Here is a 15,464-nt window from a genome sequence, read left to right on the forward strand (position 1 = left end):
AGTCGATCGCGGAGCGACAACTCGCCGGAGAGTGACCGAAACGGAGAAGTCACGCCTGCGGAGCGGGGGCCGCGAGGCGATCGGAGAGCCCGCTTACTGCGGGCTCGGGTTCGACGGCCCGGAGACGTTGCCGTCCTTCAGCGTCGACCCCGTGATCGACTTCAGCCGGGAGACGAGCGAGTCCTTCTCCGTCTCGCCCTCGAGGGCGATGTCGAGGACCTCGCTGATGTGCGAGACGGGGATGACCTCGATCATCTCCTCGTACTCGTCTTCGATCATCACGTCCTGCTCGTTGGCCGCGGGGATGATCACCCGGTCGCAGCCGGCCTTCGCGGCCGCCTCGATCTTGTGGGTGACCCCGCCGACGGGGAGCACGTCGCCGCGGACCGACAGCGAGCCGGTCATCGCGAGGCTCTGGTCGACGCCGACGTTCTCTAAGGCGCTGATAACGGCGGTCGCGACCGTGATCGACGCGGAGTCGCCGTCGACGCCCTGCTGGCCCGTCTGGATGAACTGGATGTGGATGTCCTTCTCCGAGATGTTCTCGTCGGAGAACTTCTTGATGATCGCCGAGACGTTCTGGACCGACTCCTCGGCCATCTCCTTGAGCTGGCCGGTGGCGATCACCTGGCCGCCGCTCTGGGTCGGCGTCACCTCGGCCATCACCGGGAGCATGATCCCCGAGTCCTCGCCCATCACGGCGAGGCCGTTGACGCGCCCGACGACGTAGCCGTCGGACACCTGCAGCTCGTAGTCCTTCCGGCGCTCGATGTAGTCGTCGGCGAGCTGCTGTTCGATGGACCGCGAGCGGCCCTTCGCCTGAAGGACGTGGTCGCGGGTGGTGTAGTCGGCGTCCTCGCCGCGGGCGATGTCGCCTGCGACGCGGACGAGCCCGCCGAGGTTCCGGAACAGGAGGGTGAGGTGGCCCTTCCGGCCGGAGCGGCGCTTGGCCTCGAGGATGACCTCCTCGACGGCCTCGGCCGTGAACTCCGGCAGGCGGCCGTCCTTCGCGACCTCCTGGGCGATGAACCGGACGTACTTCCGGCGCATCTCCGGGGTGTCCTCGATGGTGTCCTCCATGTACACCTCGTAGCCGTACCCCTTGATACGGCTCCGCAGCGCCGGGTGCATGTTCTCCATCGCGTCGAGGTTCCCGGCCGCGATCATGACGAAGTCGGTCGGGACGGGCTCGGTCTGGACCATCGCGCCCGAGGAGCGCTCGGACTGGCCCGTGATCGAGAACTCGCCCTCCTGGATCGCCGTCATGAGGTGCTGCTGGCTGCGGATGTCGAGCGTGTTGATCTCGTCGATGAACAGCACCCCCTTGTTCGCCTTGTGGATGGCCCCGGCCTCGACGCGGTCGTGGCTGGGCGTCTCCATCCCGCCGGACTGGAACGGGTCGTGCCGGACGTCACCGAGCAGCGCGCCGGCGTGCGCGCCGGTGGCGTCGCGGAACGGCGCCGTCTTCGTGTCGCCGTTGTTCACCAGCAGGTTCGGGATCATCGCGTCCGACCCGCGGTTGAGGTAGCGGAAGACGAGGTAGACGACCCCGGCGGCGATGATGCCGACGAGGATCTGGCCGACGATGATGAGCGCGTAGCCCAGCACGACGGCGATGATGATCCACATGAGGAGCGACCGCATCTGGTTGCGCTTGCGCGCCTCCTCGCGGTGCGCCTCGACGATCTGGTCGCCCTTGCCGGCCGGCACCGTCCGGACCTTCGGCTTGTTGCCGTCGTCGGGGTTATGATACACTAAGACGTCCTGAAGCTCCTCTTTGGGGAGAAGCTCGGACATCGCCTTCGCGAGCATCGACTTCCCGGTCCCGGGGGAGCCGATCATCATTACGTGGCGGCGCTGCTTGGCCGCCTTGATGATCACGTCGCGGGCGTGCTCCTGCCCGATGACTTGGTCGACGAGCCGGTCGGGAATTTCGAGCTCGGCCGTCGTGTCGATCTTGAGCCCGCCGAGGAGGTCGTCCTCGTCCGGGTCCTCGTCGATCTCGGCGCCCTCGACCTCGACGGTACTCCCGAGCTCGTCGATCCCGCCGTCGTCGGCCGGATCGGGGTTGTTGGCGTTCCGGCTCCCGTTGGAACCCTCGCCGACGACCTCGGTCTCGTCGAACCCGTCCCCGTCGTCGACGACGACCCCGTCGTCCCAGGGGTCGTCTCCGTCTTCGGGGTCCGTGGCCGACCCTCCGTCGGAGTCCGCGGTCGACTCCCCGCCGGAGTCGGCGGCGTCGTCGACGCCGGGGTCGTTCGCCGGACCGTCGTCGGGCTCGGGATCGCCTCGCTCGGCGTCCTCGCCGTTCCCCGCCGGACTCGAGTCGTCGACGCCGCCGTGGGGCGGTTCGTCGGGGTCGTCGGCCGTCGGGTCGTTCGTGTCCTTCTCGTTGCTCATAGAATCGAGTGTCGCTATCGAAAAGGACGGGTCGGCTACTGATATACTTTCTCCCCCCGGAGGCACCGGTACGGTGGCATCAAACACCCTTTTGAAGCCGTATATCCTCCGATCTCGGCGGACGAGCGTTCCCACGGGGTTTATAAACGACGCCGACGGTACGTAGATTCATGCGGGGGTTTTACATCGGCCGGTATCAGCCGTTTCACGACGGCCACCGGCACATGGTGGAAGAGATCGCGGCGGAGGTCGACGAGCTCGTCTTGGGGATCGGCTCCGCCGGCGACTCCCACACCACGCGGAACCCCTTCACGGCTGGCGAGCGCGTGATGATGGTGACGAAGGCGGTCGAGGAGCTCGATGCCACCACCTACGTCGTCCCCATCGAGGACCTCGACCGCAACTCCGTCTGGGTGAGCCACGTCCAGAGCATGACCCCGCGGTTCGACGTCGCGTACTCGAACAACCCGCTCGTGGTCCGCCTCTTCGAGGAGGCCGGCGTCGAGGTGCGCCAGTCGCCCATGTTCCGCCGCGACGTGCTGGAGGGGACCGAACTCCGAGAGCGCATGATCCGCGGCCGCGATTGGGAGGACCTCGTCCCCGACGCCGTCGTCGACGTGATCCGCGAGGTCGACGGCGTCGAGCGCATCCGCCGGATCGCCGAAACCGACTCGTTAGCCGACGAGCCCTTAGATCAATAGGGAGGGGTGTACGGGTGAGGTGAGGTTTCTTTTCTGCGAATCGTCGGTCACGGACTGGCGGAAGGCATCCTCGAAAAGTTCGGTCGTTTATAAATCGGAGTCAGTGGATCGCCGGTGTCCGCCTCCAAAACCCCAGCCGCTCGCTTATAAATAGCTGATTGCGGATCGGCGGTGACCTCCTCCAAAGCCCCAGCCGGGATGGCGGCGTACACTCGCTGTGCTCCTCGGTCGCTCACTCTGTTCGCTCCCTGCGGTGCTTGCGTCGTCTACGCCGCCATCCCGGCTGCCCCTTTGAGTCCCGCCCCGCACCGCGCAGCACCGCACCTCACGCCTCCCCAGCCTCGTCGCGGCCGCTTTTAAGCGGCCGCGACTCCCTCGCGCGTGCTCCTCGCGGCCGCCAGGGGCGGCCGCTCGCAGGCACGCGCCACCGCGGTGATAGAGTCCACGGCGCCGTCGCCCGTTCCTTTTAAACCCTCGCCGGACGCGGGTTCGGACATGATCACGCTGGCCTCGGACTTCGGGTCGCCGTACCCCGCCGCGATGAAGGGAGTGATCCGCCGGCACACGGACGCCGAGATGATCGACGTCGCGCACGACCTTCCGCGCGGGGACCCCCGCGCGGCGGCCTTCTGGCTCCGGTTCGTCCTTCCGGAATTCCCGCCGGCGGTCCACTGCGCCGTGATCGACCCCGGCGTCGGCACCGACCGCGACGCCCTGGTCGTCCGCGCCGGCGCGCACGTCATCGTTGCCCCGGACAACGGCCTCGCGATGCCGCCGGCCCGGGCGCTCGCGGTCGACGAGTCGGATGTCGAGACGTGGACCATCGCGGTCGACGACCCCGCGAGCGAGACGTTCCACGGCCGCGACGTGTTCGCGCCGACCGCGGCCCGCATTCGGACGGCGCTCGACGACGAACTGACGGCGTCGGACGGCGCTCCCGACGCCGATGCCGTCGCTGAGACGCTCGACGCGATGGACGACCTGACGCCCGCGAGCGACCCGGTCGACATCAGCTTCCCGGAGCCGACCGTGGAGCGCGCTGAGGGGAGCGAGGTGGGTGGGGACGCCGAGGACGGCGACGGCGACGTGATCGCCGTCGACGGCGAGGTGCTCGCGATAGACCGGTTCGGTAACGTGATCACCAACGTCCCCGGCGAACTGGTCCGTGGCCGGGACTGGGTCCGCGTCGACGGCGACCTCACGCCGGTCGCGGAGACGTTCGGCGCCGTCGACCCCGGCGAGCGCCTCGTCACCGTCGGGAGCCACGGCTACGCGGAGTGCGACGTCAACGACGGGCGCGGCGACGGCGCGTTCGACCTCCGGCCCGGCGACTCGGTGCGGTTCGTCCCCGACAGCGTGAGCCTCTGAGTTTCAAAAAACCGCCGCTACAGTTCGACCCCCGAGGGGATCAGGCTCTCGCTGCGGAGCAGGTTCCCCTCGTGGTCGTACACGAGGAAGGTGTCCTTGTCGTAGGCGACGAGCCGCTCGCCGTCGACGTCGATCTCGACGCGGTACCGGGCGTCGCCGTCGTCGGTCGCGTCACGCGCGGCGTGGATGAAGGGGAGGACGTCTGTCGCCGTCTCGTTGAGTTCGAGGACGAAGTCGCCGGTGTACCGGTTGGTGACGCCGACGACGCCCTCCGGGTCGTCTGCCTCGCCCAGCGGCTCGCGGAGCCGGAAGGCGACGTCGATCTGGTCGGCCGCGAGCAGGTCGGCGCCGGCTTCGTCACCTTCGTCGCCGTCGACGCTGTCGCTCTCGTCTCCGGAGAGCCGCTCGCGGAGCAGTTCCTCCGGCCCGTGGAAGTCGATCCGCACCAACGGGGGCGACCGGGAGTCGGGGCCGTCGTCGACGCCCTCAACGGTCAGATCGAAGTAGTCACGCCGCATTTCCTATTGAACGCTTTGCGGTCCGGCCGTATCAACGTAACGGGCGGATCGGTGTCGCGGGGCTGCGTCGAGGGTATCGCGGCCGTCGCGACGGAGCACTCCCGGTGTCGCTCGTGATAATCGTCGGGGGTAGTTTAACTTCCCCCCGCCATTACGTCCCCGTATCCATGGCGAGTGACGCCGGCGGGAGCGACCTCGGCGACCGGATCGAGGACCTCCAGCGGCGCCTCTCGCGTGCGTGGGAGCTGCTCCAGGGGTCCACGCTCGACGTTCGCCCGTTCCGCCCGGGCGAGGACGGCCCGCTCGCGTCGTTCGTCGTTCCCGAGGACGAGCGCGAGGTCGACCGGTACTGGGTGAACGCCCCGTACGCGTACGTCGTGATCACCTATGACGAGGTCGAGAGCGAACACCGGTACTACGCGGTCGAGCCCGAGCTCGACGCGTTCGAGCGAGGCCTCCTCGACCGCATCGTCGACGACATCCGCGACCCGCTCCTCTACCGCGAAGGGACCGGCAAGACGGACGAGGCGACGCTCAAGGCGGAGTTGGAGACGCTGTTGGAGGGGTACGGCGTCGAGGCCGGGATGGACACGTTCCACGCGCTCGCGTACTACCTCTACCGCGACTTCCGCGGCTACGGGAAGGTCGACCCCCTCCTGAACGACCGCCACATCGAGGACGTCTCCTGTGACGGCTACGACCTCCCGATCTTCGTCTACCACGACCAGTACACGGACATCGAGACGAACGTCTCGTTCGCCCAGGAGGCGCTCGACAGCTACGTCATCCGCCTCGCCCAACAGTCCGGGCGCCACGTCTCCGTCGGCGACCCCATCGTCGAGACGACGCTCCCGGACGGGTCGCGCGCGGAGCTGGCGCTCGGCGAGGAGGTGACCCCGCGAGGCTCGGCGTTCACCATCCGCCAGTACGCGGAGGACCCGTTCACCCCCGTCGACCTCGTCGAGTACGGCACGTTCTCGATCGAGCAGATGGCGTACTTCTGGCTCTGCATCGAGCACAACAAGAGCCTCATCTTCGCGGGCGGGACCGCCTCGGGGAAGACCACCTCGATGAACGCGGTGTCGATGTTCGTCCCGCCGCGCGCGAAGGTCCTCACCATCGAGGACACCCGCGAGCTCTCCTTATACCACGACAACTGGCTCTCGGCGGTCACCCGCGAGCGCCGGTACGAGGGGACGGACATCGACATGTACGACCTGCTGCGCTCGGCGCTGCGCCACCGCCCCGAGTACATCATCGTCGGTGAGGTGCGCGGCGAGGAGGCTATCACCCTGTTCCAGGCGATGAACACCGGCCACACCACGTTCTCGACGATGCACGCGGACTCGATCGAGACGGTGATCAACCGGCTGGAGAACGAACCGATCAACGTGCCGCGCGCGATGGTGCAGTCGCTGGACATGCTCTCGGTGCAGACGCTCACCCGCTCCGACGACGAGCGGGTGCGCCGCGCGAAGACGATCGGCGAGATCGGCGGCATCGACCAGCGGACCGGCGAGCTCGACTACTCCTCGGCGTTCGAGTGGGTCCCGGACTCGGACACCTTCCAGCGGAACGACTCCTCGCTGCTGGAGGAGATCGCCGACGAGCGCGGCTGGTCCCGGTCCGAGCTGCTCCGCGAGGTCCGGCGCCGCGAGCGCTTCATCGAACTGCTCTCCGCGCTCGGCATCGACGACTACCGCACGTTCACCGCCCTCGTCAACGAGTACTACGCCGACCCCGACCGCGTGATGGAGAAGCTCGACGAGCGCGCCGCCGCGGCCGACGGCGTCGACCCCGACGACCTCGCCGGCGAGGAAGTCGGCGACGGCCGAACCGTCGCGGGAGACTCGGCGGGCGACGCCGCGGACCGATGATCGAGTACCTCCCCCTCGCCGTCGCGGTCGCGGCCTGCCTCGCGCTCGCGCTCCCGCTCGTCGACGAGCGAGCGGACCTGTTCGTCACCCGCGTCGCGCTGTTCACGTTCGGCGACTACGTCGGCGAGGACGAGGCGCGGAGACAGGCCCAGCGCGACCGGATGCGCGCGGCCCACGTCGCCGGCACCACCCACCGCGTGTACGCCTCGCGGACCCTGCTGTACGCCGCGGTCCTCGGCGTCGCCGGCAGCGTGATCGGCGTGTACGCGGCCGGGGGGTTGCTCGCCGCGCTCGACGTCGGCGAGGCGGCGATCCGCGAGGCGCTCCCGGCGCAGTTCGGGTTCCTCGCCGTCGTCGCGCGGCTGGCCGACCTCGGGCTCCTCCGGCTCTTCGTCCTCCTCGCAGCCGTCTCCGCGACCGTCGGCGCGGGGCTCGCGCTCGGCGCGTACGTCGCCCGGTGGCAGCTGCTCGACCAGCGCGCTCACGCCCGTGCGGCCGAGATCGACGCCACCCTGCCGCGGACGGTCGCGTTCATGTACGCGCTCTCGCGCTCCGGGATGGCGTTCCCGCGCGTGATGGACACGCTCGCGGAGAACGAGTCGGTGTACGGCGAGGCCGCCACGGAGCTGTCGGTCGCGGTCCGCGACATGAACGCCTTCGGCACCGACGCGCTCACCGCGCTCCAGCGCATCTCCCGGCGGACGCCCAGCGAGGACCTGGCGGACTTCTCGGAGAACCTCGCCTCCGTCCTCGGCACCGGACAGTCGGTGTCGGCGTTCCTCAACGACCAGTACGAGCGCTACCAAGCGGAGGCGGAGGCGAAACAGGAGCAGTACTTGGAGCTGCTCTCGACGTTCGCCGAGGCGTACGTGACGGCGCTGGTCGCCGGCCCGCTCTTTTTCATCACCATCCTCGTCGTCATCGGCCTCGTCTTGCAGGACACGATGCCGCTCCTCCGCGTCGTCGTCTACCTCGGTGTGCCGCTCGCCACCTTCGGCTTCGTCGTCTACGTCGACAGCGTGACGCAGGGCGTCGGCGGCACCGAGACCGTCGCGGCGTCGTCGTTCGACGACCCGGACGCCCCCTCGGTCACCGGCGTGCGCCGCGCGACGGACGAGCCCGGGGACCGGGGCGGCTCACCACGGTTCGACGGCGGCGCGGCGACAGGACGCGACGCGGACGGGAAAGCCGCGGACGGAGTCGGCACAGATCGCTGGGCGGAGAGCCGCGAGCGACTCCACGTCTACGACCGGCTCCGCGGAGTGCGGCGGCTGGTCGCGTCGCCGGCCGAGACGGTGCTGTCGTCGCCCCGGACGGTCCTGCTCGTTGCGGTCCCGATCGCGGTCGCCGGGCTGCTCGTCTTCGCGTTCCCGATCACGCTCGGGACGCCCGTGGAGATGGTCGGCCAGGTCGACGGGCCGATCGTCGCTGCGACCGCGTTCGTCCTCGCGACGTACGCGGTCGCCTACGAGTTCGGCAAGCGTCGTGTCCGGCGGATCGAGTCCGCCGTGCCCGACTTCCTCGACCGGCTCGCCAGCGTCAACGAGGCAGGGACCGCAGTCGTCGGCAGCGTCCGCCGCGTCGCCGACTCGAACCTGGAGGCGCTGACGGAGGACCTCCGCCGGACCCGCCGCGACATCGACTGGGGCGCGGACGTCTCGACCGCGCTGCGCCGGCTGGAGCGCCGGGTCCGGTCGCCGATGACCTCCCGCGCGGTCGCGCTCGTCACCAACGCGATCCGGGCGAGCGGCGACATCGGGCCCGTCCTCCGGATCGCGGCCGACGAGTCCCGGGCGACCTGGTCGCTCCGGCGCGAGCGCCGGCAGGTAATGCTCACGTACCTCATCGTCATCTACATCTCCTTCCTCGTCTTCCTCGGGATCATCGCGGCGCTGTCGGTGTCTTTCATCCCCGCTATCGAGGCGGCGGGCGTCCCGGGAACCGGCGGGAGCCTCCCCGATTCCGGGACCGGCGTGCCCGGCGGCCCGGGGGGAATCGCGGACGGAATTGGCGACATCGACGTCGACGCGTACGAACAGCTGTTCTTCCACGCCGCGTCGATCCAGGCGGTCTGCTCCGGGCTCGTCGCCGGACAGCTCGGGGAGGGGTCGGTGCGCGACGGGGTCAAACACGTCGTGGTGCTGCTCGCGCTCACGCTCGTCGCGTTCGTCGCGATCGGCGTGGTGTGACGGTCCGGTCGGCATATACCCGTCGCGGCCGAGGCCCCGGTATGGATCCGCAGTCGCCCGACGACCCAAAGTCGCCCGACGATCCGCAGTCGCCCGGCGATCCCCAGTCGACCTACGACCGCATCGCGGCGCACTTCTCGAAGACGCGGGAGTACGCGTGGCCCGAGGTCGAGGACTTTCTGGAGGGCCGCTCGGGGACCGTCGCGCTCGACGTCGGCTGCGGGAACGGTCGCCACACGGAGGCGCTCGCGGCGCGCGCCGAGGCCGCGGTCGGCGTCGACCTCAGCCGCGGACTGCTCGACGAGGCAGTCGCGCGCGCTCGCGACCGGGGATTCGCGGACTCGGCCGCGTTCGTCCACGGGGACGCGAGCGCGCTCCCGGTCCGCGACGACGCGGTCGATCTCGCCGTCTACGTCGCCACGCTCCACCACCTCTCGCCCCGGGAGGGTCGCGTCGAGAGCCTGAACGAACTGGCGCGCGTCCTCGCGCCCGACGGGGTCGCGCTCGTCAGCGCGTGGAGCACGGCGCACGACCGGTTCGACCGTGATGAGGGATTTGACACGACCGTCGACTGGACGCTGCCGGGCGGCGAGACGGTCCCCCGGTACTATCACATCTACTCGCCTTCTGAGTTCGAGGCGGACCTCGCGGAAAGCGACCTCGAACCGCGACACGTGACGGTTTCGAGCGGAAACTGCTACGCGGAAGTGACGCCCCGCCCCCGCTAATTATCGCTGTCGATAGTGTTGGAGGTGGATTAAAGACCCCCTGTCGACCGCGTGATAGTAATGGCTGACACCTTCCCCGAACGGGTCCTTCGCCGGGTCACCCCCGGCGCGCTGGCCCGGAGCTACCTCGCGAAGTTCCTCGTCGCCCTCGTCGTCGTCGTCCTCGCGATCGGCGCCGTCGGGGCGGTCACGTACGCGGAGACGACCGATCAGCTCGAATCGAACGCGCACGACGACTATACGGCCGTCGCGGAGCTGAGCGCCACGGAGCTCGACGGCTGGGCGAGCGACCGCCGCGCGCTGCTCACGGACATCGCCGACAACGACGCGTTCTCTCGGGACCCGGACAGCGTCGACGGGTACCTCTCCTCGCACCTCTCGCGCACCTCCGAGGCGGTCACCGCCTTCCACTTCGTCGACCGAGAGGAGGGCACCGTCGTCGCGACCACCGACCGGGAGGGCGAGGTGGGGGTCACCTCGCAGTCCTGGTACGGCGACAACCTGCTGTTCGCGGAGAGCGTGTTCACGAGCCCCACCTACATGGTCGACGGCGAGCGCCGGATCGCGTTCGTCACGTCGACGCCGATGCGCGACTACCTCGTGATGGAGATCTCGCTCGCCGCCGTCACCGACGACTTCCGCCAGCCGACCGAGGGCGCGTTCACGACGATCGTCCAGTCCGACGGCCGGATCGCGGCGAGCAACGCCGACTACCTCGCGGGGATCCGCTACGACAGCGACGTCCGGTCGGCGCTGTTCGGCGAGGAGCGGTCGGTCGGGTTCCTCCCGTCGGCCACGTTCAGCTTCGCCGACGGCGGCGAGTACCTCGTCGCGTACGCGCCGATGGAGACCGAGGAGTGGGCCGTCGCGGTCCACGTCCCGCTCTCTGAGGCGTACGCCCTCTCGGGGATGATCGGGCGGAACCTGCTGCTCATCGTCGGCGTCGCGATCGTCGGACTCGGGCTGCTCGGCGCGACGCTCGGCCGCGGCACCGTCGTCGAGCTGAACCAGCTCCGGGGGCGGGCATCGGCGCTGGCGGACGGCGACCTCGACGTCGACTTCGACACGGAGCGACGCGACGAGTTCGGCGACCTCTCCGACGCGTTCGCCACCATGCGCGACTCGCTGCGCGAGCAGATCCAGTCGGCGGAGACGCAGCGGGAGCGCGCCGAGGCGGCGAAGGCGGAGAGCGAGGCGTTCGCCGACCGGCTGGAGTCGCGGGCGAGCGAGTTCGGCGAGACAATGGCGACCTGCGCTGACGGCGACCTCACCGCCCGGCTCCGCGCCGACCCCGATGACCCCGAGGCGCTCCGCTCGATCGCCGCGGAGTTCAACGACGCGATGGACGAGCTGGAGGCCGCGATCGCCGAGGTCGACGCGTTCGCGGTCGAGGTGGCCGACCGGAGCGACGCAGTCACCGACGGCACGGACGAGGCGGCGGCCGCCGGCCGGGAGACGAGCGACGCGGTCGACGAGATCTCCGCCGGCGCGGAGCGACAGAGCCGTCAGCTCTCCGAGGTCGCCGGCGAGATGGAGGACATGTCCGCGACCGTCGAGGAGGTCGCCGCCTCCGCGGACGAGGTCGCGACCACCTCCCGGCAGGCCGACGCGCTCACCGAGGAGGGCCGCGAGGCGGCCGCCGACGCCGTCGAGGAGCTTCACGGGATCGAGGCCCGGTCCGAGTCCGCCGCGGAGACGATCGAGCGGCTCGAAGCCGAGATGGCGGAGGTCGACGCGATCGTCGAGACCATCTCGGAGATCGCCGACCAGACGAACCTGCTCGCGCTCAACGCCTCGATCGAGGCCGCCCGCGCGGGCGAGGCCGGCTCCGGCTTCGCGGTCGTCGCCGAGGAGGTGAAGTCGCTCGCCGAGGAGACCCAGGAGTCCGCCGCCGAGGTGGAGACGCTAATCGAGAGCCTCCGCGAGCGCACCGACGAGAGCGTCGACGAGATGGCCGCGATCCGCGACGGCGTCGACGACGGGGTCGAGGTCGTCGAGGACGCCGAGGACGCGCTCGCCGAGGTCGCCGACCGGGTGAGTGAGGCCGACGACGGCGTTCAGGAGATCTCCGGCGCGATGGACGCGCAGGCGTCGTCGGTCAGCGAGGTGACCGGCGCGGTCGACGACCTCGCCGGCGTGAGCCAGCAGACGACCGCCGAGGCGACCACCGTCGCCTCCGCCGCCGAGGAGCAGGCCGCCACGCTTGGCGCGGTCTCCGAGCAGGCGCACGACCTCCACGAGCGCGCCAGCGACCTCCGCGAGATGACGGAGGAGTTCGAGGTCGACGCCGACGCCGGGGCCGGGGATGAAGCTCCGACCGCCGGCGAACCTGCCGCCGGCGGATCCGTCGAGTCGGACGAGACGGCGTTCACGTTCGGTGCCGACGAGGAGCGGTCGGACGCGGCCCCCGCCAGCACCGACGGCGGCACGACCGCCGACGCAAGCGAGGTGAGCGATCCGGACGGCGACGGCTCGGAGACGCGGGAGCGGTCGCTCGACGAGTAGGCGTCGAACAGAAGAGTGGCCGTCGTCGTCCGCGACGACGCGTTCCGCCGGTCGCGTCGCGGTCGGTGATTCCCGCGCGTTTCAGTCGGCCATCGTCTCGTGGCTGACGTCCCGGTCGTCCGGGAGCGGCGTCACGAAGCGGTACGCCGCGTACAGCCCTAACACCGCGATGCCTGCCAGCACGAACGCCGTGCGGATCTCCGGCGAGATCAGCGGCGTCGCGACCACGTCACCGGCCTCGTTCGTTATCGGGACCGGGCTGTAGGGCTCGCCGGCCAGGATCTCGACGACCCCGAGGACGACGATGCCGAACAGCATCAGTCCCGCGCTCAGCGCCCGCGCCGCCGTGTCGATAGTGTCTGTCATTTGCGTTCACCTCTTAACCGAGCAGGTACCGCAGCTTGGGGTTCTGCTTGACGACCTCCGTCTCCTCGATGAGCGCGTCGAGGCCGTAGTACCGACCGGCCGCGAGCACGATCACCGTCAGGAACAGGAGCAGCCCCATCAGGTCGCCGTTGACGACGCCGTTGGTGAACCCGGCGTTGCCGATCCAGAACAGGACCATGAAGATGACCCCGCCGAACGCGGCCAGCCGGGTGAACGCCCCCGCGATCAGCGCGAGGCCGATGAGCGTCTCGAAGAGGGGCACCCCGGGCTCGATGAGCCACGCGAGGTTGTTCCCCATCCAGACCGGAATCGGCCCGAGTGCGGTCCCGGTCATCTCCGACATGTACATCGGGCCGTAGCTGAACGCGAGCCCGTCCTCGATGAGCTTCGTCACGCCGGCGTGGAAGAACCACCAGCCGGTGACGACGCGCAGGAACGCGATCCAGTACGTCGCCCAGGGTCCGTCCAGCGCGAACTCGGTCTCGCCGACCAGCGGATTGCTAGTTTGGTATGACATCGGTCTCACCTCACGGGTGTAGATTGGGTGGGTATACACATAGGTCCCGAACAGGTTTCTAAGCGGCTGAAAAGCGTTCTAACGCGCTGGGAGACGCCCGCAGTATCGTGGCTCTTTAAGTGAGATATGCCATTCGAGTGGCTCGTGCCCGCGTCTCCTGCCCGAACACGGAACGCTTATGAAACTCGTTGCGCCTACGTGTAGGTGCGTCATCAACCGACGCGAGCGCCGGTGGTCTAGTGGTAGGACCTGAGCCTTCCAAGCTCATGGCCCGGGTTCAAATCCCGGCCGGCGCATTTCTCGAACGTAGTGAGAGAAATCGCCGAGAGGGATTTGAACCCTGGAAGTCGCAGCCCGGAACGGCGCGAAGCGCCGCATGCCCGGACCGTCTTCCTCTGGTTCAAATCCCGGCCGGCGCACTCACTTCGTTCGTGCGCCGCCCGTACTCCCACTCGCTCGCTGCTCGCGGTTTCACCGCTCGCAATCGAGGTGCTCGCTTCGCTCGCACCTCGCCGCGCTCGCGGGAGTCCCGGCCGGCGCATTTTCAGACTGACTTCGTCAGTCAACGTCCGCTTCGCTCCGCTCAGCGGACTCTCGAACACTACGAACGAGGAGCGACAGCGACGAGTGAGTTTGTGCGGAAAGTCGTGTCGCGGGCTCGGACCCTTTCAGTCGTCGTCCGCGGCCGGTACCTCGCCGTCTTCGACCTCGACGCCCTTCGCCCGCGGCCCGCCCGCGTGCCCCTCGTGGGCGACGGCGGTCGCCATGAGGTGCGGCGGGATCGCGGGCACCTCGTCGGCGTCGACGGGGCCGTCCGCCTCGATCTCCTCGGTCGAGCGCGGGAACTCGCGGATCTCCTTGTGGATCGCGAGGCCGGCCTTCGCGCCCTGCCCCATCGCGACCGGGACTTGGTTATGGCCGGGCGTGATGTCGCCGACGGCGAACACGCCGTCCTCGCTGGTGCGGCCGTGGTCGTCGACGTCGATGGTGCCGTCGTCGTTGAGGTCGCAGCCCAGCCCCTCGGCCAGGGCGGTGTTGTAGTCGGAGCCGTACATCGCGAAGCCGCCGCGGTACTCGCGGCGGGTCCCGTCCTCGAACTCCAATGCCTCGAGCCAGCCGGAGTCGGGGTCGTTCTCGACGCCAGAGACCTCCTCGCGAACGACGTCGACCGGGTGCGCCTCCAGCTGCGCGGCGGTCTCCTCGCTCCACGTCGGCTCCGCGCCGCGGGTCAGCACGTCCACGTCGTCGGTGACGTTGAGCATGATCATCGCGACGTGGGCGGCGGCCTCGCCGTGACCCATCACGTACACCGGCTCGTCGACGAACATGTAGGCGTCACAGTGGAGGCAGTAGTGGAGCCCCTTGCCGGTCCGCGGGAGCGGCGGGTCCGGGCGCTCGTCGGAGAAGCCGGTCCCGAGGACGACGCGGTCCGCGAGGATCTCGGCGTCGTTCGTGGAGAGGCGGAACCGGTCGTCGTCGGTGCGCTCGACGTCGGTGACGAACCCGCGCTCGAAGGTCCCGCCGTACGACTCTACCTGCTCGCGGCCGGTCGCGAGGAACTCGTTGCCGGAGGTGTCCTCGGTGACGCCGATCACGTTGTGCGTGTCGGCCATCATCGCCGCGCGCCCGCCGCCCCGGTCGATCAGCACCGTCTCGTGGCCGAGTCGGGCCCCGTACAGCGCGGTCGTCAGCCCGGCCGGCCCGCCGCCGACCACCGCGATCTCGTACTCGTCGTCGGACGAACTCATTACCGGATGTATGCGTTGCGCCGGTTTAAATGACGCCGTGCTGTGCGCGGCCGGCGACCAGCCACAACGGCCGGGTACGACCCTGCTAGCTCCGACCGGCGGGCGTCGCCGCGATCCGGCCGCATGCCCGGAGATTTATGCGTCCGTACCGCGTTCGCCCGGTCAGTGCCTTCCCGTCTCGCCCTCGCGGTCGGCCTCCTGCTCGTCGGCATCGCCGCCGACGTGGGGACGACGTACGTTGCCCTCACCGGGAGCGAGTACGTCGAGGGGTCGCCAGTCGGTCGCCTGTTCATCTCCCGATTCGGTCTCCTCGGCGGGATGCTCCTCACGAAGGTCGTCGGCATGGCCGTCATCGGGGTTCCGGTCGCGGTCGCCGGCGGCACGCGGCGGTTCGTCGCGACCCTGATGTGCGCCGGGGTCGGCGCCCTCTCGCTGGCGGTCGCCGCGCGGAACCTCCTGTTCGTCGCGGGCCTGTGGCCCTGACGTTCGCCTCACGGGACACCGGGCGACCGCGGCGCTGGCCTCG

At 69.6% G+C, this 15,464-nt stretch carries 12 protein-coding genes and 1 tRNA gene; 8 read left to right on the forward strand and 5 right to left on the reverse strand.

Features of this window, described 5'->3' with window-relative positions; all coding sequences use genetic code 11:
* Nucleotides 1-93: 93 nt before the first annotated feature.
* A complete protein-coding gene (gene lonB / locus ACOZ35_RS01315; protein WP_424014694.1) occupies nucleotides 94-2,400 on the reverse strand; it encodes an ATP-dependent protease LonB in 2,307 nt (768 codons plus the stop codon).
* A 170-nt stretch (nucleotides 2,401-2,570) separates the two neighbouring features.
* Here lonB and ACOZ35_RS01320 point away from each other — a divergent pair, with 170 nt between their 5' ends.
* A complete protein-coding gene (locus tag ACOZ35_RS01320) occupies nucleotides 2,571-3,101 on the forward strand; it encodes a nicotinamide-nucleotide adenylyltransferase (protein WP_424014695.1) in 531 nt (176 codons plus the stop codon).
* Between the two features lie 495 nt (nucleotides 3,102-3,596).
* A complete protein-coding gene (locus ACOZ35_RS01325; RefSeq protein ID WP_424014696.1) occupies nucleotides 3,597-4,469 on the forward strand; it encodes an SAM hydrolase/SAM-dependent halogenase family protein in 873 nt (290 codons plus the stop codon).
* Nucleotides 4,470-4,486: 17 nt separating this feature from the next.
* On the opposite strand, the gene ACOZ35_RS01330 is transcribed toward ACOZ35_RS01325, so the two are convergent.
* Complete coding sequence (locus tag ACOZ35_RS01330; protein WP_424014697.1) at nucleotides 4,487-4,987, reverse strand: DUF5793 family protein; 501 nt, start codon at nucleotides 4,985-4,987, stop codon at nucleotides 4,487-4,489.
* 167 nt (nucleotides 4,988-5,154) lie between these two features.
* Between ACOZ35_RS01330 and ACOZ35_RS01335 the strand changes: the two genes are divergently transcribed.
* Genes ACOZ35_RS01335 through ACOZ35_RS01350 form a run of 4 tightly spaced genes read left to right on the forward strand, consistent with a single transcriptional unit; the run spans nucleotide 5,155 to nucleotide 12,286 of the window.
* Nucleotides 5,155-6,864 (forward strand): type II/IV secretion system ATPase subunit, encoded by a 1,710-nt coding sequence (locus ACOZ35_RS01335; protein WP_424014698.1) that lies wholly within the window; start codon nucleotides 5,155-5,157, stop codon nucleotides 6,862-6,864.
* On the forward strand, nucleotides 6,861-9,053 hold the full coding sequence (locus ACOZ35_RS01340) for a type II secretion system F family protein (protein ID WP_424014699.1): 2,193 nt from the start codon (nucleotides 6,861-6,863) through the stop codon (nucleotides 9,051-9,053). Before ACOZ35_RS01335 ends, ACOZ35_RS01340 begins: the two co-directional genes overlap by 4 nt.
* 41 nt (nucleotides 9,054-9,094) lie before the next feature.
* Nucleotides 9,095-9,781, forward strand: a complete 687-nt coding sequence (locus ACOZ35_RS01345; protein ID WP_424014700.1) for a class I SAM-dependent methyltransferase — start codon at nucleotides 9,095-9,097, stop codon at nucleotides 9,779-9,781.
* Between the two features lie 60 nt (nucleotides 9,782-9,841).
* Complete coding sequence (locus ACOZ35_RS01350; protein WP_424014701.1) at nucleotides 9,842-12,286, forward strand: methyl-accepting chemotaxis protein; 2,445 nt, start codon at nucleotides 9,842-9,844, stop codon at nucleotides 12,284-12,286.
* Nucleotides 12,287-12,367: 81 nt separating this feature from the next.
* On the opposite strand, the gene ACOZ35_RS01355 is transcribed toward ACOZ35_RS01350, so the two are convergent.
* Both ACOZ35_RS01355 and ACOZ35_RS01360 read right to left on the reverse strand, forming a co-directional pair.
* Nucleotides 12,368-12,652: a hypothetical protein gene (locus tag ACOZ35_RS01355; RefSeq protein ID WP_424014702.1), complete on the reverse strand. Its 285-nt coding sequence runs from the start codon at nucleotides 12,650-12,652 to the stop codon at nucleotides 12,368-12,370.
* 13 nt (nucleotides 12,653-12,665) lie between these two features.
* Nucleotides 12,666-13,190 (reverse strand): DoxX family protein, encoded by a 525-nt coding sequence (locus tag ACOZ35_RS01360; RefSeq protein ID WP_424014703.1) that lies wholly within the window; start codon nucleotides 13,188-13,190, stop codon nucleotides 12,666-12,668.
* Between the two features lie 225 nt (nucleotides 13,191-13,415).
* Between ACOZ35_RS01360 and ACOZ35_RS01365 the strand changes: the two genes are divergently transcribed.
* A tRNA-Gly gene (locus ACOZ35_RS01365) sits at nucleotides 13,416-13,486 on the forward strand.
* Nucleotides 13,487-13,858: 372 nt separating this feature from the next.
* Here the strand turns inward: ACOZ35_RS01365 and ACOZ35_RS01370 are convergent.
* Complete coding sequence (locus tag ACOZ35_RS01370; RefSeq protein ID WP_424014704.1) at nucleotides 13,859-14,938, reverse strand: NAD(P)/FAD-dependent oxidoreductase; 1,080 nt, start codon at nucleotides 14,936-14,938, stop codon at nucleotides 13,859-13,861.
* 165 nt (nucleotides 14,939-15,103) lie between these two features.
* On the opposite strand from ACOZ35_RS01370, the gene ACOZ35_RS01375 reads away from it, so the two are divergent.
* Nucleotides 15,104-15,421, forward strand: coding sequence for a hypothetical protein (locus ACOZ35_RS01375; RefSeq protein WP_424014705.1), 318 nt, complete (start codon nucleotides 15,104-15,106; stop codon nucleotides 15,419-15,421).
* Nucleotides 15,422-15,464: the final 43 nt, after the last annotated feature.

It is taken from the genome of Halorubrum xinjiangense (assembly GCF_049604745.1).
Classification (GTDB): domain Archaea; phylum Halobacteriota; class Halobacteria; order Halobacteriales; family Haloferacaceae; genus Halorubrum; species Halorubrum xinjiangense_A.

Excerpts from the sequence above, each read along its gene's own strand:
- lonB (WP_424014694.1), bottom strand. The coding sequence starts at position 2,400 with ATGAGCAACGAGAAGGACACGAACGACCCGACGGCCGACGACCCCGAC.
- ACOZ35_RS01320 (WP_424014695.1), top strand. The coding sequence starts at position 2,571 with ATGCGGGGGTTTTACATCGGCCGGTATCAGCCGTTTCACGACGGCCAC.
- ACOZ35_RS01325 (WP_424014696.1), top strand. The coding sequence starts at position 3,597 with ATGATCACGCTGGCCTCGGACTTCGGGTCGCCGTACCCCGCCGCGATG.
- ACOZ35_RS01330 (WP_424014697.1), bottom strand. The coding sequence starts at position 4,987 with ATGCGGCGTGACTACTTCGATCTGACCGTTGAGGGCGTCGACGACGGC.
- ACOZ35_RS01335 (WP_424014698.1), top strand. The coding sequence starts at position 5,155 with ATGGCGAGTGACGCCGGCGGGAGCGACCTCGGCGACCGGATCGAGGAC.
- ACOZ35_RS01340 (WP_424014699.1), top strand. The coding sequence starts at position 6,861 with ATGATCGAGTACCTCCCCCTCGCCGTCGCGGTCGCGGCCTGCCTCGCG.
- ACOZ35_RS01345 (WP_424014700.1), top strand. The coding sequence starts at position 9,095 with ATGGATCCGCAGTCGCCCGACGACCCAAAGTCGCCCGACGATCCGCAG.
- ACOZ35_RS01350 (WP_424014701.1), top strand. The coding sequence starts at position 9,842 with ATGGCTGACACCTTCCCCGAACGGGTCCTTCGCCGGGTCACCCCCGGC.
- ACOZ35_RS01355 (WP_424014702.1), bottom strand. The coding sequence starts at position 12,652 with ATGACAGACACTATCGACACGGCGGCGCGGGCGCTGAGCGCGGGACTG.
- ACOZ35_RS01360 (WP_424014703.1), bottom strand. The coding sequence starts at position 13,190 with ATGTCATACCAAACTAGCAATCCGCTGGTCGGCGAGACCGAGTTCGCG.
- ACOZ35_RS01370 (WP_424014704.1), bottom strand. The coding sequence starts at position 14,938 with ATGAGTTCGTCCGACGACGAGTACGAGATCGCGGTGGTCGGCGGCGGG.